Genomic DNA, 18262 nt, shown 5'->3' on the forward strand with positions numbered 1-18262 from the left:
ATGACCACTCAGGTCGGGCAGATGACCAGGTCGGGCGGCTGCTCAGACCGGGTGGCCGTTCAGGTCAGGTCGAACTCGCCGTCGCGTGCGCCGAGGACGAAGGCGTTCCACTCGGCCGGCGTGAAGATCAGCGACGGCCCCTCCGGGCTGCGGCGGTCGCGCATCGCGATGAAGCCGTCGACGAAGGCGATCTGGACGTCCCCTATGCCCTGACTGCTCGACATCCACTCGGCACCGCTCAGGTCCAGGTGGGGTTTTACCTCAACGCCTGCCCCGAATGGGCCCCGCTGAGTGAGAACGCCGGCCCTCGCAGTGCCGTCGAAGAATGCGTCGCTTGCCACGTCGTGCTCCTCCCGCCGTCAGTTGATCCCACTGTAATCTCCACGACACCCCTGGGTGGAGTGCTTGGACGCGATCCGCCCGTGAGGGTGACACGGGACGGATCGCGGTGGTATCGCGTGCGGGTCGCAACGCCCTCCGCACGGTGTACGGATGACGTCGTCGCGATGTCGAGCAGGTGTCAGAAGCGGTGTCAGTGCTGCGGTTTGTCGCTGCCGACCAACCACATCGAGAAGAACTGCGCGCCGCCGCCGTAGGCGTGGCCCATCGCGCGCCGGGCGCCGTCGATCTGGTGCTCGCCGGCCCGGCCGCTCACCTGGAGCGCCGCCTCGGCGAAGCGGAGCATGCCGGACGCGCCGATGGGGTTGGAGGAGAGCACCCCGCCCGAAGGGTTGACCGGCAGATCGCCGTCCATCTCGGTGACTCCGGCTTCGACCAGCTTCCAGCCCTCCCCGGGCTCGGCGAAGCCGAGGTTCTCCAGCCACATCGGCTCGTACCAAGAGAACGGCACGTACATCTCCACCACGTCGATCTGCCGTCGCGGGTCAGCGATCCCGGCCTGACGGTAGACGTCGGCGGCGCAGTCACGTCCGGCCTGCGGGCTGACGTAGTCCTTGCCCGCGAAGATGGTCGGCTCGCTGCGCATCGCGCCACCGTGGAGCCAGGCGGGCGCATGCGGCGCACGGGCCGCACCGCGCTCCCCGGTGAGCACCAACGCGCATGCCCCGTCCGAGGAGGGACAGGTCTCGGAGTAGCGGATCGGATCCCAGAGCATCGGCGACGTCTGCACCTTCTCCAGCGTCAGATCACGTTCGTGCAGGTGCGCGTAGGGGTTCTTCAGCGCGTTCCTGCGGTCCTTGTACGCGACCAGCGAGCCGACGGTGTCCGGCGCGCCGGTCCGGCGCATGTAGGCGCGCACGTGGGGCGCGAAGAAGCCGCCCGCGCCGGCGGTCAACGGCTGCTGGAACGGGACCGGCAGCGAGAGGCCCCACATCGCGTTGGACTCGGACTGCTTCTCGAACGCCACCGTGAGCACCGTGCCGTGCACCCCTGCGGCAACCAGGTTGGCGGCGACCAGTGCGGTCGAACCGCCGACCGAGCCCGCGGTGTGCACCCGCATCATGGGCTTGCCCACCGCGCCGAGCGCCTCGGCGAGGTAGAGCTCGGGCATCATCACGCCCTCGAAGAAGTCCGGGGCCTTGCCGACGACCACCGCGTCGATGTCGGACCAGCCCAACTCGGCGTCGGTCAGGGCGCGGGCGGCGGCCTCTCGGACCAACCCCGCGATGGAGACGTCCTGACGCGCCGCCACGTGCTTGGTCTGGCCGACACCGACGACGGCGACCGGTTGCTTGCTCATGCCACTCCACCTCGCGCTCCACGTGCGGTCGTCATCGCGTTCCCTCCAGGACGGCCACCAGGTTCTGCTGCAGGCAGGGGCCGGAGGTGGCGTGCGCCAGCATCCGATGGGCCTCGCCGCGGTGGATCCGGGCGGCGGCCTCACCGATCCGGATCAGTCCGGCCGCCATCATCGGGTTGGCGGCCAGCGGTCCGCCCGACGCGTTGACCGGGACGCCGTCGCCGAGGTCCAACGCCCGCCGCAGGATCACCTCCTGGGAGGTGAACGGCGCATGGAGCTCGGCGCCGTCGAGCGGGGCGTCGAAGGCCCCGGCGGCGACGGCGGCGGTCCTGGTGGACGGCGACTCGGTCAGGTCGCGCACGCCGGGCTGATGCGCCTCGATCCGGTGGTCGATGCCGCGGATCCAGGCGGGACGGGCATGCAGGGCACGGGCGGTGTCGCCCGCGGCCAGGATCACCGCCGCCGCGCCGTCGCTGATCGGCGGACAGTCGTGCCGGCGCAGCGGCTCCACCTCGTAGGGGCGGCCGAGCAGTTCGGCTTCGTCGGCGCTGTCGCGCAGCTGCGCGTGCGGGTTGCTCGCGGCGGCGCGGCGGCTACGGACCGCTGTCGTGGCCAGTTCGCGCTCGTCGGTGAGACCCGCGTCCAGCAACGCCTGGGCCTGGAGTGCGGCGAGCGCGACCGTGTCGGGCCAGAGCGGCGCGAGGGTGTAGGGGTCGAGCTGACGGGTCAGCACGTCTCGGACGCTGCCGGGGCTGGACTTGCCGTAGGAGTAGACGAGTGCGGTGTCGGCCTCGCCGGTCTGGAGTTTCACCCAGGCCTCGTAGAGGGCCCAGGCGCCGTCCATCTCCACGTGCGACTCGGAGATCGGCGGCCAGGCGCCGACGCCGTCGAGCGTCATGGTGAAGGAGAAGGCGCGGCCGGCGAGGTAGTCGCTACTGCCGGAGCAGGTGAAGCCGATCTGGTTGGCTGTCAGTCCCGTCTGCTTGAGTACGTCGTGGAGGACGGGCATTACCAGCTCGACCTCGGACAGCTGGTCGGTGCGACGCGTGTGGTTGCTCTGGGCGAAGGCGACGAGGGCGACGTCGCGCCGCGCCGTACGGGAGAAGCGGGAGGAGCGGGAAGTCTCGGAGCTGCTGGCGCTGCTCACATCCACCTCCGGTAGCTCTCGGGGTCGGCGTCCGGTTCGCCCGTGGGACGGAAGTGGCTGATGCTGGCGAGGCTGGGCCCGAGTCGGTCGCGCCAGACCGCCTCGACGCGCTGTCCGATGCGGACCTCGGCGTAGGGGGTGTCGCCGATGCGCGCGTGCAGGCCGACGTGGGCGCCGTCGAGCAGCACGTAGGCGTAGCAGTAGGGCACCTCGACGTCGAGGCCCTTCGCCGCGATGTTGACGATGCAGAAGGTGGTGACGGTGCCGGTGTGCGGCAGTTCGAGCTGCTCGGAGGTGGCGATGCCGCAGGTCGGGCAGGCTCCTCGGGGCGGCACGTAGACGCGGGTGCACCGCGGGCAGCGTTCGGCCAGCAGGCGCTTCTCCCGCAGGGCGTTGAGGAACCGGGTCTGCGCGGTGCCGGGGCTGTAGGTGTACTCCAGGCGGGCGGGGAGCGTCACCCGGGTCACCGGCTCGGCACCGGCCAGTTCGGGTATGCCCGCGAGGAGTTCGACGACTGAGGTCATATGGCGGAGCCCTCCGGTTCCGTCGCGGCGCCGTCCGTGTCCGGAGCCGACGGTGTCTCGACCGCGGTCTCGGCCGCGGTCGCGGTCCCGGTCTCGGCCGCGGTCACGGTCTCGGCCGCGGTCTCGGCCGCGGTCTCGGCCGCGGGCACGAAGCAGGCGATGTCGGTGATGGCCCCGGTGCGCTCCTCGGCCCAACGGACGGCCACGCGCATACCGGTACGCACGCTCTCGCGCGGGGCGTCCAGCGCGTGCAGCAGGGCGGTGTCGGCGCCGTCCAGGCGGACGAGCACCCAGGCGAACGGGGTGTCCAGCGGCTGGTAGGGGCGCGGACTGGCGTTCCAGGCCCAGGTGGTGACGGTGCCGACCTGGCCCAGCGGCACCAGCTGGGTCAGCTCTTCGGCGGTCACCGGGTCGTACTCGGCGGGCGGGCAGATCACCCTGCCGTCACTGCCGCGTACGCCCAGGACGACGCGCTCGCGCAGCCCGGTGAGGAAGGCTCCAAGCACAGGGCCGGTGGAGCGGGTGAACGGGAACTCGACGATCAGCGGTGCGCTGAGCACCTCGGGCGGCATGGCGGTTCCTCTTCCGGGGGTCGGGGGTGGGTTGGTACCGGGTTCCGAGGGTCTGCGTCACCGGCGGCGGTAGACGGGGGCGCGCTTCTCGGCGAAGGCGCGGGGGCCCTCCTTCGCGTCCTCGGTCGCGAAGATCGGCCAGCCGAGCTCCAACTCCCGTTTCAGGCCCTCTTCTTCACTCATCGGAGCGGTCTCGTAGACGGATCGCTTGACCGCCTCGACGGCGAGCGGCGCGGCCTCGTTGACGGCCTCGGCCAGCTCCAGCGCGCGTTTGAGCGCCGTACCGTCCGGGACGACGCTGCCGACCAGGCCGATGTCGCGCGCCTCGGCGGCGCTGTAGCGGCGGCCGGTCAGCAGCATCTCCAGCGCGTGGGTGTGCGGGATCTGCCGGGCCAGCCGGACTGTGGACCCGCCGACCGGGAAGAGCCCGCGCCGGACCTCGAAGAGCCCGAAGCTCGCGGACTCCGCCGCCACCCGGATGTCGGTCGCCTGCAGCACTTCGGTCCCGCCCGCGACGCAGACGCCCTCGACGGCGGCGATGACCGGCTTGCGCGGACGGTGGTGGCGCAGCATCGCCTTCCAGTGCAGATCGGGATCGGCGGCGAGCCGCGCGCGGTACGGCTCGTCCTCGGCGAAGCCGCCGCCGGCAAGCGCTTTGAGGTCCATTCCGGCGCAGAAAGCGCCGCCCGCACCGGTCAACACAATTGATCGGATCGCGTCGTCCGCGTCCGCCTCGATCCACGCGTCGTGGAGTCCCACCAGCATCGGAAGCGAGAACGCGTTCTTGGCTTCGGGACGATTCAGCGTCACCACCAGCGTCGCGCCGTGCTGCTCGATGATCAGATGTTCCGTGCCCGTCATGGCACCGCCTCCGCCGTGGCTGCCAACCTTGTCCGGTTCAGATCTAGAACAGGTTGCAGTCTTGCTGACGGGTTTTCAAGTACAGTTCCAAGAACAAGTTCACGACGCCGGAAGCCTGGAGTTCTGAACGTCCCGCTCCTACTCTCCGGCCATGGAATTCAACCTGGCCGATCTGTTCGAGCAAGCGGTTGACCACTTCCCCCGGCGTGAGGCGATCAGCTGCGCCACCGTCGAGGGCCGGGCCGTGCAGCGGCGCACCTTCGCGGAGCTGGACGAGCGCGCCAACCGCCTCGCCCACCACCTGTCGGAGGCCGGGCTCGGTCCGGGCGACCGGATCGCCGTCTACGCGCTGAACTGCGCGGAGTGGGTCGAGTCGCTGCTGGCGATCTGCAAGGTGCGCGCGGTCTGCGTCAACGTGAACTACCGCTACGTCACGGACGAGTTGACGTACCTGCTCGGCATGGCAGAGCCCAAGGCGATGATCTACCAGGAACGCTTCGCCAGCCGGGTTGCCGAGGTCCGGCCCGGGCTGCCCGCTCTCCGGCACCTGATCGTGATCGAGGAGCCGGGGAGCGGCGGTCCGGACGTGGCCGCCGACTCGGCCGCCAACCTGCCCGACGTCAACCTGTCCGACGTCAACCTGCTCGCTGTCCCCTACGAGAAGGCGATCGCCGCCGGTAGCCCGCAGCGTGACTTCGCACCGCGCTCGGCCGACGACCACTACCTGCTCTTCACCGGCGGGACGACCGGCCTGCCGAAGGGCGTCGTCTGGCGGCAGGAGGATGTCTTCTTCGCCCTCGGCGGCGGCATCGACGTCACCAACGGCCACCGGATGGCGACCCCCGAGGAGATCGTCACGACCGGCTACGCCAACCCGGTCACCTTCCTCCCGATCGCCCCGCTGATGCACGGCGCGACCCAGTGGGCGCTGATGCAGCAGCTGTTCCGTGGCAACCGCGCGGTGCTGGTCGACCGCTTCGACGCGGACCGGGTCTGGCAGCTGGTCGGCAGCGAGAAGGTGCACGTGGTGATGATCACCGGCGACGCGATGGGCCGACCCCTGGTCGAGGCCCTCGGCGCTGCCGTCGAGGCGGGCGGGGACGGTGAGGCCGGCGGGGACGGTGGGGGCGGCGAGGACGGCGGGGACAGCAGCGGCGACCGCTACGACGTGACGTCGCTGTTCGGGCTGGTCAGCAGCGCCGCGTTGTTCTCCGCGCCGGTGAAGAACCGCTTCCTCGACCTGCTGCCGAACCTCTACCTGAGCGATGCGATCGGCTCCAGCGAGGGCGGCGCGGGCGGCGTCAGCCAGTGGAGCGCCGCCGACCGGGCGGGCGGCGGACAGGGCTCGGTGACCACCCGGCCGATCGGCGACTCCGACGTGGTCGACGACGACCTCAACCCGCTCCCGGCGGGCGTCGTCGGCCGGCTCGCCCGGCGCGGCAACATACCGCTCTGCTACCTGGGCGACCCGGCCGAGAGCGCGGAGGTCTTCCGCACCGCGCCTGACGGCACCCGTTACGCCGTGCCCGGCGACTGGGCGCGGAGGGAGGAGGACGGCCGGATCACCCTGCTCGGGCGTGGGTCGTCGTGCATCAACTCCGGCGGGGAGAAGGTCTTCCCCGAGGAGGTCGAGTCGGCGATCAAGGCCCACCCGGCGGTCTACGACACGGTTGTGGTCGGCGCACCGGACGAGCGGTGGGGCGAGACCGTGGTGGCGCTGGTCCACCAGCGGGAGGGGCAGCCCGAGCTCACCCTGGAGGCACTGCAGGCGCACTGTCGGGCCCATGTCGCTGGCTACAAGGTCCCGCGCCGCCTCCACCTGGTCCCGTCGATCGAGCGCACCCCAGCCGGCAAGCCGGACATGCGGTGGGCGAAGCAGGTGGCCACCGTCTGACCGCGCCGACCTGCACCTCTGGCTGTCACGGGCCCCCTCCGGACCTGCTCCGGACCTACTCCGACGGACCGGCATCAGGGTCCGCTCAGGGGTCGCCCTCGGGGTTCTCCCCCAGAGTTCCCCGAGCTCCCCCTGATCACCGGCGACGCCGTCACCGCGAGAGGTTACGGTGGATTCGTGCGGACAGGGGCGTCAGCGAGAAGGGCAGGTCGGCCATGGAGGTTGCAGGAGTGCTGAGCGCCTTGTTCGCCCTCGTGGGCATCAGCGTGATCGTCCTGGTGGTCCTCGGGATGGTCCGAGCCGCCCGCGCGGTGGGGGCCAAGGCGGAGGACCTCACACTCAAAACCAAGGCGTACACCAATCTCGGACCCCAGGGCCGGATCGCCACCACCCGGCTCCGGCTACGCGGAGCCTTGGAGGGCACCCGGGACGCGCTGAACGCCGCCGCCTCGCAGGACGCGCAGGTCGGTGAGTCGATGGCGCTGCTCAGGCGGCTCAGCGAGCACGCGGCCGAGCTCGACGGCCAGCTGCGCGTGCTGGAGCGCGAGCCCGACGCCGCGCGCGTCGACGCCAAGCTCCCGGAGCTGCGGCGGCGCGCCGAGCGGATCATGCACGCCGCGGAGGAGCTGCGCTGGGCCGTACAGGACCGCCAACACCGCTTCTCCGAGGACGAGCTCGGTCGGCTCACCGACGAGTGCACGCAGGAGGCCGACGCGCTCCGTCACTGGGACCGCCCCGGACAGGCGGAGGCAGACGCGACCACGGGGCAGGCCGCCACTGCCACCGGCGCCCGAGGCCCCGCCGGCCAGGGGCCGAAGCGGCTGAACGCCGCCCGCTGGCCCACGGCCGACGAGATGATCGGCTTCGTCGACCGGATACGTCGGCCAAGCGGCGAGGCCAACTCCCGCTGACGGGCGGCCACATCGCCTGCATCGCTCACATTGCCCAAGCGGGCAGCCCGTGCGGGTAGGCCTCGGCCAGCAGGATCCGATCCCGCCTGCCGATGCGCACCGACGCGCGGAAGGGGAAGCTGCTGCCGACCCGCTCGGGCTCGAAGGAGACGTGGGCGAACGGCGCGTCCGGGCTGCTCTCGTCGGCGAGCCGGGCCAGTTGGTCGTTGACCTCGGCCCATTCCGGCGCCGGGACGTACTGCTTCATGATCGAGTGCCAGACCACCGTCAACGTCCCGTCCTGGACCTGCGCGCGCTTCAGGAACTCCGCTGCTCCCAGCCGCTGCACCTGGGCCGGGTACCGGGCGGCCAGCTCCAACGCGCCGTGCAGTCGAGCGGAGCGGGCGGGCTGGTCGGGCCAGACGTAGGCGCGTAGGGCCAAGGCCCCGGTCTCGGTGAGTGGGTCGATGGGGGTCAGGTCACAGCCGTGGCGCTCGACCACGTCAAGGATGGGCCGCGACTCGGCCGCCTCGGCCAGCCAGGTCGGCACTGCGCCCTGCCAGGCGTCATCCAGGTGGACCGGCGAGTCCGGGTTGCCCCACGCGTACCCGGGAGCGGTGTAGCGGAAGAGCTCGGGACGGAGGTTCAGCCCGGCGCTGGAGCCGAGTTCGATGAGGCGGATCGGCAGCGGGTACTCCACGGCGGCACGCAGCAGACCGGCGATCAACAGGTTGGCGCGACCCACCTCGTTGGTCTGCGGTGGCCGGCTCATCCAGTCGCGGATCCACGGCAGCTCGTCGGCGACGACCTGGCGGAACTCCCGCCAGCACGCGTCCGCTCGGGAGGGGTCGGCGGTGCCGCCGGCGCTCGGGTAGTACGGCGCGAGGCGGGGCGCCCGACCGGTGAGGACGAGCGCGTGGACGCCGCCCAGGACGCGCAGGGCGATGGCGTCCGGTCCGGGCGCCTGCTCGTACCCGGCGACCGCATCGGCGCACGGGCCACCGGCGCGGATGTCCTCGGCGGCCCGGCGCAGCAGCCCAGCGTAGAACGGTGAGCCGAGTTCCTCGCAGCCGACGGCTTGCCGCTCGAACAAGGCGGCGGTGCGCTCCACGCCGGAGGCGGCGTCCGGCACGGTCTCGGCGACGAAGGCACCGCCCGAAGGCTGGCCCTCCGCAGCCGCGCCGGCCTGCGACCGGTCCGACTCAGACCGGTTCGGCTCAGACCGGTCTGTCGCACCGCTCGTGACCTCGCCCGATACCTCGCTCACGTGCATCCTCCGCTCTGCGTTCACACTGGTGCTGATCATGCACCAGGCGGTGCCTTCCCACACCGACGCGGAGGGTGAGCCCCATCACGGACCCGAACGGCGAACCGCGAACGGCGAACGCCAACAATTCGGTCGCCCCGCCGCGCGGGCGAGGAATAGCCTCCCGGGCATGCCTGATCTGTCGCTGCTCGCACCGCTCGCCTCCGCCCTCGCCGACCGGGACCGGCTGCACGCCTATGCCACCGCCGTCCTGGCCGGAGCCGAGGGCGTGGCTCCCGCAGAGCTCGGGCGTCACGCCGCCCGGTTGCAGTCGGCGGGCCTGCTCCGGTTGCGGTCGGAGGACGGCCGGCTGGTCGCCGACGCAGAGACGTTCGCTACGGCTCTGCGCGGCCCGGCCAAGCACCAGGACGCGACCGGCACACCCGGCGCGGATGTGGCGCAGTTCTTCCGAGACGGGCGGCTGACCGAGATTCCGGTCCGACCGGCACGACGACTCGCACTGCTGGCCCACCTCACGGGGCGGATCTTCGAGCCGGGCGTCCGCTACACCGAGCCCGAGGTCAACATCGCGCTGAAGCAGTACTGGGACGACTGTGCGGCGCTGCGCCGCTACCTGGTCGAGAACGGCTTCCTGACCCGCTCCGCCGACGGCACCTCCTACCGCGTCGCGGACTGACCCATGATCAGGCGGGGCGTGTGCCACCGAGCAGCACGCGGAGTTCGTCCGCAGTGACGCTCCCGGGCGGGAGACCCTCCAGGGCCAGCCGGGTCACCTCGTGGCGCAGCAGGTCGTTGAGCGGGGTCGGCACACCGTGCGTCCGCCCCAACAGGGCGATCTCACCGTTGAGGTAGTCCGCCTCGACGCTGCCGCCGCGGGTCAGGCTCTGCCAGGTCGATCCGCCGGCCCGGTCGACGTCGGGGATGTCCGTGACCCGCATCCGCTCGCCCTGCACCACGGCGCGTTCCTTCTCGGAACTGTAGGCGATCCCGGCCGCATCGAGCGCGGCCACGCCCTCGGCCCTGACCTGCGCCAGCAGGTCCTCGGCTCCGACCTCCAGCGCGGAACGGCCGAGCAGCGCCTCCAGCGCATTGGCAAGGTTGTTGAGCAGTTTGCCGTACTTCCACCGCATCACGTCCGGCACCACCGGGGCCGCGAAGTACGACTCCTCCAGGTCGGCGGAGAGGTCCTGCAGCAGCGGGCTCGGGGCGTCCGTCTGCCGGGCAGGGTAGTGACCGAGCGTCAGGATCCCGGTGAGCGGGGAACAGTGCGCCACCACGGTGCCCGGCTCCAGATGGGTCGCGGGCAGCCAGACGGTCATGCCCACCACGGTGCGGAAGTGCCGCAGCGCTGCCCGCTCGTTGGCGACGCCGTTCTGCGCGCAGACGATCGGCAGTACCTCGCCCGCCGTGCCGCCACCCCTGACGGGCGCGGCCGACCACTGTCGCAACAGCCCCTCGCTGTCCTGCGACTTGACCGCGAGCACCAGCACGTCGTCCGCGCCGAGCGGGCCCATGTCCTCGTGGTGCGCATAGGCGGGGATACGCAACCGTTCCTCGCCCTGCGGCGTCACCAACCGCAGCCCCCAGGTGCGCAGCGCGTCCAGATGCGCGCCGCGCGCGACCAGGGCGACCTCGCGCCCGCTCTGGGCCAACCGCCCACCGACAGCGCCGCCGACGGCGCCCGCCCCGACGATGATGTAGCGCATGCGGACGACTCTAGCGTCCGCATCGCCGCCAGCGACGTTCCTTGCGGCGCGCACCCCTCGGGTCGGTGCGGCGTCAGCCGTCGTGGCCGAAGATCTGCTGCCGCACGCAGTGGCCTGCGGCGGTGGGGCCCGTGACGGGCGAGAGGACGAGGTCCGGCAGGCAGGTGACGGCGGCCTTGAAGCCGTTGGACTGGGGCGAGTTCGCGCCGTCGTCGGCGTGCGCGGGAGCGGCGAGGGCGAGTCCTGCGGTGGTGAGTACGGCGAGCGCGATGACCTTCTTCATGCACTGGCAACGACGAGGCCCGGAACTGGTCACTCCCCGACCCTCGCCTGGCGGCGGGTCGGTCGCCGTAGCGCAGCACCGCGGCGCAACAGTCCTCGACCAGGGCGCGGGGCAGCACCTCGCCGATGTCAGTGCAGCCCGCCCGCACCGATGACGTGGCCGAAGACGAAGACGAGCAGCGCCGCACCGCCGCCGACCAGGAGTTGCCGAAAGCCGGAGCGCAGCACCGGTCGGCCGTTGACCAGGCCGAGCGCGCCGCCGACCGTGAACAGCGCCAGCCCGGTCAGGCCCACGGCCGTGGCCAGGGCAGCGCCGCCGCCCCCGAAGAGGTACGGGAGGATGACGACTACCGCACCGAGGGCGAAAGCGAGCAGGCTGGACAGAGCGGCGGCCCACGGCGAGCCCAACTCGTCGGGATCGAGACCGAGTTCCTCTCGGGCCATGGTCTCCAGGGCGCTGTCGGGGTTCTTCATGATGGTGGCGGCGACCTGCTGGGCCTCCTCCGCGCTCAGGCCCTTGGCCCGGTAGATCAGGGCCAGCTCCTCAGCCTCCGCCTCGGGATCCTCCTGCAGTTCGGCCGCCTCCAGGGAGAGTTCACGCTCGTAGGACTCGCGCTGGCTGCGCATGGAGATGTACTCCCCCGCCGCCATCGAGAAGGCTCCGGCGAGCAGACCGGCGACGCCGGCGAAGAGGACGGTCGCCGGCGCGGCGCCGGAGCCGGCGAAGCCCAGCACCAGCGAGCCGTTGGAGACCAGTCCGTCGTTGACCCCGAAGACCCCCGCGCGCAGCGCGCCGGACCGGTCGCTGCGGTGCCAGCGTTCGCGGCGCAGGATGCCGCGACCGCCCGCCTCCCCCTGTGGACCCGCGGACGCGGCGCCGTCCTCACGCAGCCGCGTCAGCACGCGGGCGTGGGAGCGCTCGTCGGCGGCCATGCCGGGGGCGGCGTCGGGATCGCCCAGATAGAGGCCCGAGTCCGCCCGCTCCGCGCGCTCCACGAAGGGCAGGGCCAGATCGACCGAGTACCGACGCGCCAGCCAGGACAGCACCCGGACCCGGGGCCCGACGCGGCCCGGCTGCGGCACGGACTCGCCGAGTTCGGTCAGCTTGTGCTCCCAGTGCGCGGCGTGCCGGTCCTCGATGGCGGCGAGCTCCAGCAGGATCTGCCGCCGCTCGCCCTCCGCACCGTCCGCGAGCGCGCGGTAGAGCACGGCGCTCTGCCGCTCGGCGTCCAGGGCCGCCCGGAAGCGGGCACGCGCCGCGCGCTGGTCGGCGGGGCTGTGGAGCTGGGGGGAGATGCTCGTGGTGCCCATGGCTTCGATCCCTTCTGTCGAACGCGTCCAGTTTAGATAAAGTCTAATCTTCAATCTACTCGGACTTTAGCCCTAGTCCTACCGCTGCGGCCACAACCCCCGCCCCTGCCCGGCGTCACCACTTCGGGCGGAGACGCGTCTCAAAGTGCTGGTCAGAGGCCTGGGCCGGGGTGAGACGGCCGGTAGGGCGCACCGGACACCTGGCACATCCCGGTCGCATCGCGAAAGATCACTCACGGCGGCGGTGAACCGTCACGGACAGGGACACCTGGGGCGCTGCCCGCCCGCACCTGCCAACGGCCCGTGCCCTACGAGGGGAGGGCACGGACCTGGACCGATGAGGCAACCGCCGCGCGCGCCGACGCGGCGGTTGCCTCTCCGCGTCGGCGCGCCGCATCCCCGGCCGACCCTCGAACGCACGCCGCGCCACGTCGTGCGGGTGCGGGTGCGGCTGGATCACACGGGCCAACTTGCGCACCGGAGATGACGAGTGGTCACATGCCCCCTCCGGACCAACCTGGGGAGCGCGTGTGAGTGATGTCGGCGATACGGAAACCGGACTGCCCGCGCAGCCCGTCACGATTGCCGACGAGCGGGTGGGCGTCAACGGCGCGATCGCCGCGGCGCTGACCCAGGGCGTGGGGTCCATGCCCGCGCTCTACTTCACCCTGGTCTTCTGCGGCATCTGGATGATTCTGGCCACCTTGGGCCCGCTGCACCGGATCGACCCCTACCCGTTCGGGTTCCTGCTCTTCCTCAACAACGTCGTGCAGCTGGTGCTCTGCGCGGTGATCCTGGTCGGCCAGCGGGTGCTCGGGAAGGCCGCCGACCGGCGGGCCGTACAGACCTACAGCAACGCGGAGGCGATCTTCGCGCAGGTCGCGGACCTGCAGGCGCATCTCGACCGGCACGACCGCGCGCTCGGACGCGGCGCCAGCCTGCTGGAGTCCAGCCCGCACCCGTGGATCCGGGGCCACCGGGTCCAACCGCCGCCGCAGGCCGTGGACCACGCCGTCGGCGTCAACGGCAGGATCGCCGCCTGGTTGACCGGGCGGCTGGGCAGCATGGGGGCGTTCTACATCGCCGCAGGCACGCAGGTCGTCTGGATCGGGGCGGCCGAGCTGGGACTGCAGACCTTCGACCCCTACCCGTTCGCGTTCATGTCCTTCCTGTCCACCTTCGCGCAGCTGGTCTTCATGATCGTGATCATGGTCGGGCAGAAGGTGCTCAGCCTCTCCGGCGACCGGCGCTCCGAGCAGACCTTCCTCGACGCCGAGGCGATCCTGCACGAGTGCCGCCGGATGAAGGCGCGTCTGGCCGCGCAGGACCGCGTGATCGACAGTCTCGCCGACTACACCTCGGCCCAGGTCGCCGAACACCTGGCACAGGCCCTGCACCAGAGCCGGATGCAGGCCACCAGCGACGCCACGGCTCAACCGCCCTCCCGCGGGGCCGGGCTGCCGCCCTGGCACGCGCTGCCGGACGACTCGCGCGAGGCCGGTCGGGAGCACGCGCGCCGCGTCGGCGAGAGCCTGGCCGCGATCGGCTGCCTGACGTTCCCCGCCGCCCACACCGTCCACGGCCCCGAGCCGATCACCGCCTTCGACGACCACGAGGCGGAGGTGCTGGCCCGGCTGGAGCACGAGTACCGGCTGAGCGAGGAGGCGAGCCAGGACGGCGCCCGCCAGGGCGAGTTGGCGTCCTGGGGCGAACTGTCCGAGCCCGCACGCGCACAGGCCGTCGACGCCGTGCGGTATCTGCCCACCGTGCTGGCCGACATCGGCTTCCAGGTGCTGCGCACCGGTCCCGAAGCGGACGGGGTGGGTGAGATCGACTTCACGACAGAGGAGTGGGCGACGCTGCACCAGGCCCTGATGGCCTCGGGAGTCCTGGTCGCCCTCGCCGAGGGCGAGATCGACGCGGAGGAGATCTTCGCCATGGTCCAGCTGCTGCGCGAGGCCGGACTGACCCATCCCCAGCGCCTGATCCGCGAGTTGGCCGCGACCTCGACCTTCGACACCGGACTGCGGGCGGGAATCCGTTACGCCGACTACGAGAAGACGGCGCTGGACGCCATCCATGCGGCCTGCATGCTCCTCACCCGTCGGGCGGTCGACGAACTGGCAGGCTTCCTCAGCTTCCTGACGGAGATCGCGGGAGCGGTCGCCGACGCCAACAACGAAGGCGGCTTCTTCGGCCTGGGCGCCCGAGGCCGGACGCCGCGCGAGACCGCGGCGATGGAGGCGGTGGCACTGGCCGCCCAACTCGTGCCGCATCCGCGTGAGGTCAGGTGACTGAGTTCACGCAGGTTCAGGGTGGTTCAGGGTGGTTCAGGGTGAGCTCAACGGCACCCAAGGTGCCGGTCGAGGAAGGCGTGCCGGAGGTCCGGTGCGTGCGGCGGGGTGTGGCCGTGGGCGCCGGGGAAGGCGTGGAGCTCCTTGTCCGGGCTCGCGAAGGCGTCGAACAGGTCGAGCTGGCCCTGGCGCGGGAAGAGTCCGTCGTCCCGCTGGAGATGGAACAGGACGGGCGCGGTGATGCGGGCGGCGTCCTGCAACGCGCGGTCCGGGGCCTGGAGTCCCGGGTCGAGGTCGGGCGAGGCCTGGACGCCGAACTTCCCGAAGACGGCGCACTTCAGGGACCCGCCGAGTCCGACTGCGGCGGCCAGACCGAACCGGGTGGCCATGGACAGCCCGACGTACGCCTGTCGTCCCGGATCGGCCAGTCCCGTGCGCACCAGCAGGTCGCGGGCCGCGACCCAGTCGTCGGCCATCCGGTCCAGCACGCGTTCGACGCCCTCGGCGGCGATCAGCGCCTGGTACTCGGCGGCTACGAGGGGTGAGGGGACGCGGTCGCCGTGGTGCGGGCCGTCGATGGCGACCGCCGCGTGCCCGGACCGGGTGACCCGCTCCGCCGTCGTCAGGATGCGCTCGCTGCGCCGGTGCCCGCTGCCGCCGTGTCCCAGCAGGACCAGCGGCACCGGTCCCGAGTGCCCGACCGGCGTCCACACCGTGCCGGGGACGGGCGAGGAACCGCGACGGATCACGAACGAGCGTTCCGTGGCGTGTTCGGATGTGCGGTGCTCCTCGCCCCAGTCCACCTGATGGCTCATCCGGAAACTCATCCGGCCATCCAAGCACGGGTGGTGGCCCGCGACTCGTCGGTCGTCCCGCCCGCCACCGGGGCGGCGTTCACGCCGGAACCGGCGACCGGCACCGGCACCGGCGGTTCGGCGCTCGACGGCCGTGCCGTGCGCGACTCTGCGATCCGGGCCCACAGCGCGATCGCCGCGCCGGCCAGGCAGAGCAGGGCTGCGACCAGCACCGCGTGGTTCGCGCCCGTCGCCGTGGCCACCGCGGGCCCGCGCGCCGACCGGCTCTGGCTTACGACGGTGATCATCACCGCCACGCCCAGTGCCGAACCGAGGTACCGGGCCGTGTTGTTGGCGCCCGACCCCATCGCGGCGCGGTCGGCGGGCACGCTGCTGACGGCGAGTCGGGCCAGCCCGGCGTTCAGCACCCCGCTGCCGACGCCCGCGACGACCAGACCGGGCACCAAGTGGGTCCACGACCCGTGCGCGTGCAGCCCGTACAGCGCGGCCTCGCCGATCCCGCAGAGTAGCAGCGCGCCAGCGAGCTGGGTGGTGGCCGCGACCCTGGTGGCCAGGCGGCGGGCCTGGAGCGCGGAGACCACGGAGAGCCCGGACCAGATCGCCAGCACCCAGGCCGCGGTCGCCGGCGTCTCGCCCAGCGCCTTCTGCAGCACGATCGGCAGGTAGCTGAACAAGCCAACGATGGAGAGTCCGGTGAAGAACGCGCCGCTTCCGGCCGCGACGAAACCCGGGCTGCGGAACAGGGCCAGGTCGAGCATCGGCTCCCGGACCCGCGACTCGACCAGGACGAACACAGCCAGCAGCAGGACGCCGAGGACCAGCAGCAGGACCACCTCCGGTCGGCCCCAGCCACTGCGGCCCTCGGCCAGTCCGGCGATCAGGCAGGAGGTTCCGCCGGCCAGTGCGAGCACGCCGAGCAGGTCGAGCCTGCGCCCGCGCTGGTTACGCGACTCGGTCAGCCCGAACGCGCTGAGCAGGAGCAGCAGCGCGGCAAGGGCAGCAAGCACCCAGTAGACACTGCGCCACCCGGCGGACCGCTCGACCAGCGCCGCGTAGACCGGACCGACGGCGATGCCGAGTCCGACCGACGCGCCCCAGTGACCCAGCGCCTTCACCCGTGCGGGACCGGCGGGGTAGGCGTGGCCGATCAGCCCGAGGCTCGGGGCGAGGATCGCCGCCGCCGCACAGCCCTGGAGCAGTCGTCCGGCGAGGAAGACCGCCGGGCCCGACGCGAGCGCCGACAGGCCGGTGGAGAGCAGCAGGAGCAGCGCTCCCGCGCCGAAGACGCGCTTGCGACCGAAGTCGTCGGCCAGGCTGCCCGCGGTCAGCAGGAGCGCGGCGAGGCCGACGAGCGTGCCGGTCAGCACCCAGGTCTGGGCCGTGGTGCCGAGGCGCAGGGCGGAGGCGGTGGGACCGAGCGTGGTCAGCGGCGCGGTGTAGTCGATCAGCACCAGGAGGGTGCCGAAGCAGGCGGTCAGCAGCGTGGATCCGGGCCGATGCGGCGGCGCGGCGGAGGGCTGGTCGGACGGCATGACACTCCCCGGCAAGAAGGTCTGGTGAATGAACCTACGGACGGCAATCTACCACCTAGGTTCGATGAATGAACCTTCAGCTATCCTGGAGCCCATGGCGCTCGGTATCGACTACGAACTGCAGGACTGCTCGCTGGCCCGCGCCCTGGAGGTGGTCGGCGAGCGCTGGAGCATGCTGATCCTCCGCGACGCCTTCTACGGCGTGCAGCGCTTCAACGACTTCCTCGCCCACCTCGACATCCCGCGCGCCGTGCTCACCGCACGGCTCCAGTCCCTGGTGGCAGCGGGCGTGCTGCGCAAGGAGCCGTACCAGCAGTCCCCCGTTCGCTACCGCTATCTGCTCACCGACTCCGGACGCGAACTGTGGCTGCCGGTCTACTCGTTGGCCATGTGGGGGGAACGGCACTCCTCGCCCGACGGGTCCCGGATGGTCTTCAGCCACGCGACCTGCGGCACCGTACTGGACCCGCTCTCCGGCTGCCCGTCCTGCGGCGTCCCGGTCCCGCCCGAGGACATCGAGGTGCGCCGCGGACCGGGGGCAAGGCCACACGCGCGCGAGGACGCGGTCTCCCGAGCGCTGACCGCACGCCCCCACCGCCTGCTCACCCTGCTCCCGCCCGCCAAGCTGCCCCCGGCCTGAGCCGCGGAACAGGCGCTACCTCTCCCCGGACGTCCGGCGCAGGTAGCCGGCTGCGAGTTCACGCAGGCGCGTCCCGTCGAAGCTGCGCCCGTGGCCCGGGTGGACGAGCGCCACGTCCAGCTCGGCGAGCAGCTCCATGCTGCGCCGGTAGGCGGGCACGTCCGAGTCGGGGAGGTCGTCGATCAAATATCCGTCGTAGACCGCGTCGCCGGAGTACAACACCCCGGTGCGCTCCTCCAGCAGGCCGATGCTGTCGGCGGTGTGGCCCGGCAGGTGAAGGGCCGTCAGCGTCCGTCCGCCCAGGTCCACGCGGTCACCCGCCCGGAGTTCACGCGTCAGCCGGACCGGTTCGACTCGATAGCCGCGCGGGTCGTAACCCGGGTGCGGCAGCGCGTCGAGCAGCAGCTCGGGAACGGGCTCCCCGGCGTCGTCGATGCCGAGCTTCTCGCGGAGCTCCGCGCCGAACAGGCTGGCGGGGACACCTTCCGCGAGACTCCGGGCCGCAGTGGGATGGGCGGCACGCTCGCGGAACTCGTGCGCGCCGCCGACGTGGTCCAGATGCGCGTGGGTCAGAACCACCAGCGGGTCGCGCGCGAAGAGCTCCGGCAGCTCCTGACGCAGCGGCACCACGCCCAACCCCGCGTCGACGACGACATCGCGGTCGGTGCCGCGCAGCCACCACAGATTCGCCCGGACCAACGGGTCCACGTGCGGTTCGCTGATCCGGACGACGCCGTCGCCCGCCTCGCGCTGCTCGAACCAGTCCCCCATGGCGGCCCAGTCTGCCGCAGATCGCGCGTCCCGTGGAGTGGATCAGTAGACGAGGGG

At 71.9% G+C, this 18262-nt stretch carries 16 protein-coding genes and 1 pseudogene; 5 read left to right on the top strand and 12 right to left on the bottom strand.

Features of this window, described 5'->3' with window-relative positions; all coding sequences use genetic code 11:
• Window positions 1–59: 59 nt before the first annotated feature.
• The 5 genes and pseudogenes from ABH928_RS19270 to ABH928_RS19290 form a co-directional block, all read right to left on the bottom strand.
• A complete protein-coding gene (locus ABH928_RS19270; protein ID WP_370068327.1) occupies window positions 60–248 on the bottom strand; it encodes a DUF397 domain-containing protein in 189 nt (62 codons plus the stop codon).
• A 284-nt stretch (window positions 249–532) separates the two neighbouring features.
• Window positions 533–1699, bottom strand: a complete 1167-nt coding sequence (locus ABH928_RS19275) for a thiolase domain-containing protein (protein ID WP_370068013.1) — start codon at window positions 1697–1699, stop codon at window positions 533–535.
• A 31-nt stretch (window positions 1700–1730) separates the two neighbouring features.
• Window positions 1731–2846, bottom strand: coding sequence for a thiolase domain-containing protein (locus ABH928_RS19280; protein WP_370068015.1), 1116 nt, complete (start codon window positions 2844–2846; stop codon window positions 1731–1733).
• Window positions 2843–3942: pseudogene (locus ABH928_RS19285) on the bottom strand (Zn-ribbon domain-containing OB-fold protein). The gene ABH928_RS19280 and the pseudogene ABH928_RS19285 overlap by 4 nt, the downstream one beginning before the upstream one ends.
• Before the next feature lie 57 nt (window positions 3943–3999).
• On the bottom strand, window positions 4000–4803 hold the full coding sequence (locus ABH928_RS19290; RefSeq protein ID WP_370068017.1) for a crotonase/enoyl-CoA hydratase family protein: 804 nt from the start codon (window positions 4801–4803) through the stop codon (window positions 4000–4002).
• A gap of 151 nt (window positions 4804–4954) precedes the next feature.
• Here ABH928_RS19290 and ABH928_RS19295 point away from each other — a divergent pair, with 151 nt between their 5' ends.
• Both ABH928_RS19295 and ABH928_RS19300 read left to right on the top strand, forming a co-directional pair.
• On the top strand, window positions 4955–6697 hold the full coding sequence (locus tag ABH928_RS19295; protein ID WP_370068019.1) for an acyl-CoA synthetase: 1743 nt from the start codon (window positions 4955–4957) through the stop codon (window positions 6695–6697).
• Between the two features lie 215 nt (window positions 6698–6912).
• Window positions 6913–7608, top strand: a complete 696-nt coding sequence (locus ABH928_RS19300) for a hypothetical protein (RefSeq protein WP_370068021.1) — start codon at window positions 6913–6915, stop codon at window positions 7606–7608.
• 25 nt (window positions 7609–7633) lie between these two features.
• Here the strand turns inward: ABH928_RS19300 and ABH928_RS19305 are convergent, their stop codons facing one another.
• Window positions 7634–8854 carry a DUF2332 domain-containing protein gene (locus ABH928_RS19305; protein ID WP_370068023.1) on the bottom strand — a complete coding sequence of 407 codons (1221 nt, stop codon included), beginning with the start codon at window positions 8852–8854 and terminating at the stop codon, window positions 7634–7636.
• A gap of 169 nt (window positions 8855–9023) precedes the next feature.
• On the opposite strand from ABH928_RS19305, the gene ABH928_RS19310 reads away from it, so the two are divergent.
• Complete coding sequence (locus tag ABH928_RS19310; RefSeq protein WP_370068025.1) at window positions 9024–9530, top strand: DUF2087 domain-containing protein; 507 nt, start codon at window positions 9024–9026, stop codon at window positions 9528–9530.
• 7 nt (window positions 9531–9537) lie between these two features.
• On the opposite strand, the gene ABH928_RS19315 is transcribed toward ABH928_RS19310, so the two are convergent.
• From ABH928_RS19315 to ABH928_RS19325, 3 genes are all read right to left on the bottom strand, one after another.
• A complete protein-coding gene (locus ABH928_RS19315; protein ID WP_370068027.1) occupies window positions 9538–10560 on the bottom strand; it encodes a ketopantoate reductase family protein in 1023 nt (340 codons plus the stop codon).
• A 73-nt stretch (window positions 10561–10633) separates the two neighbouring features.
• Window positions 10634–10843, bottom strand: coding sequence for a hypothetical protein (locus ABH928_RS19320; RefSeq protein ID WP_370068029.1), 210 nt, complete (start codon window positions 10841–10843; stop codon window positions 10634–10636).
• A 128-nt stretch (window positions 10844–10971) separates the two neighbouring features.
• Complete coding sequence (locus ABH928_RS19325; protein ID WP_370068031.1) at window positions 10972–12153, bottom strand: VIT1/CCC1 transporter family protein; 1182 nt, start codon at window positions 12151–12153, stop codon at window positions 10972–10974.
• 530 nt (window positions 12154–12683) lie between these two features.
• Between ABH928_RS19325 and ABH928_RS19330 the strand changes: the two genes are divergently transcribed.
• A complete protein-coding gene (locus ABH928_RS19330; RefSeq protein WP_370068033.1) occupies window positions 12684–14447 on the top strand; it encodes a DUF1003 domain-containing protein in 1764 nt (587 codons plus the stop codon).
• Window positions 14448–14494: 47 nt separating this feature from the next.
• Here ABH928_RS19330 and ABH928_RS19335 read toward each other — a convergent pair whose 3' ends face one another.
• Window positions 14495–15262, bottom strand: coding sequence for a dienelactone hydrolase family protein (locus ABH928_RS19335; RefSeq protein ID WP_370068035.1), 768 nt, complete (start codon window positions 15260–15262; stop codon window positions 14495–14497).
• Window positions 15263–15270: 8 nt separating this feature from the next.
• The gene (locus tag ABH928_RS19340) at window positions 15271–16794 is read right to left on the bottom strand and encodes an MFS transporter (protein ID WP_370068037.1); all 1524 of its coding nucleotides are present in this window, start codon (window positions 16792–16794) and stop codon (window positions 15271–15273) included.
• Window positions 16795–16888: 94 nt separating this feature from the next.
• On the opposite strand from ABH928_RS19340, the gene ABH928_RS19345 reads away from it, so the two are divergent.
• The gene (locus ABH928_RS19345) at window positions 16889–17434 is read left to right on the top strand and encodes a winged helix-turn-helix transcriptional regulator (RefSeq protein WP_370068039.1); all 546 of its coding nucleotides are present in this window, start codon (window positions 16889–16891) and stop codon (window positions 17432–17434) included.
• A 15-nt stretch (window positions 17435–17449) separates the two neighbouring features.
• Here the strand turns inward: ABH928_RS19345 and ABH928_RS19350 are convergent, their stop codons facing one another.
• Entirely contained in the window at window positions 17450–18205 is a 756-nt protein-coding gene (locus tag ABH928_RS19350) for an MBL fold metallo-hydrolase (RefSeq protein ID WP_370068041.1), read from the bottom strand.
• Between the last annotated feature and the right edge of the window lie 57 nt (window positions 18206–18262).

This window comes from Streptacidiphilus sp. MAP5-3 (assembly GCF_041262505.1).
Classification (GTDB): Bacteria; Actinomycetota; Actinomycetes; order Streptomycetales; family Streptomycetaceae; genus Streptacidiphilus.

Excerpts from the sequence above, each read along its gene's own strand:
- ABH928_RS19340 (WP_370068037.1), bottom strand. The coding sequence starts at position 16,794 with ATGCCGTCCGACCAGCCCTCCGCCGCGCCGCCGCATCGGCCCGGATCC.
- ABH928_RS19310 (WP_370068025.1), top strand. The coding sequence starts at position 9,024 with ATGCCTGATCTGTCGCTGCTCGCACCGCTCGCCTCCGCCCTCGCCGAC.
- ABH928_RS19335 (WP_370068035.1), bottom strand. The coding sequence starts at position 15,262 with ATGAGCCATCAGGTGGACTGGGGCGAGGAGCACCGCACATCCGAACAC.
- ABH928_RS19320 (WP_370068029.1), bottom strand. The coding sequence starts at position 10,843 with ATGAAGAAGGTCATCGCGCTCGCCGTACTCACCACCGCAGGACTCGCC.
- ABH928_RS19300 (WP_370068021.1), top strand. The coding sequence starts at position 6,913 with ATGGAGGTTGCAGGAGTGCTGAGCGCCTTGTTCGCCCTCGTGGGCATC.
- ABH928_RS19315 (WP_370068027.1), bottom strand. The coding sequence starts at position 10,560 with ATGCGCTACATCATCGTCGGGGCGGGCGCCGTCGGCGGCGCTGTCGGT.
- ABH928_RS19275 (WP_370068013.1), bottom strand. The coding sequence starts at position 1,699 with ATGAGCAAGCAACCGGTCGCCGTCGTCGGTGTCGGCCAGACCAAGCAC.
- ABH928_RS19290 (WP_370068017.1), bottom strand. The coding sequence starts at position 4,803 with ATGACGGGCACGGAACATCTGATCATCGAGCAGCACGGCGCGACGCTG.
- ABH928_RS19350 (WP_370068041.1), bottom strand. The coding sequence starts at position 18,205 with ATGGGGGACTGGTTCGAGCAGCGCGAGGCGGGCGACGGCGTCGTCCGG.
- ABH928_RS19325 (WP_370068031.1), bottom strand. The coding sequence starts at position 12,153 with ATGGGCACCACGAGCATCTCCCCCCAGCTCCACAGCCCCGCCGACCAG.
- ABH928_RS19295 (WP_370068019.1), top strand. The coding sequence starts at position 4,955 with ATGGAATTCAACCTGGCCGATCTGTTCGAGCAAGCGGTTGACCACTTC.
- ABH928_RS19345 (WP_370068039.1), top strand. The coding sequence starts at position 16,889 with ATGGCGCTCGGTATCGACTACGAACTGCAGGACTGCTCGCTGGCCCGC.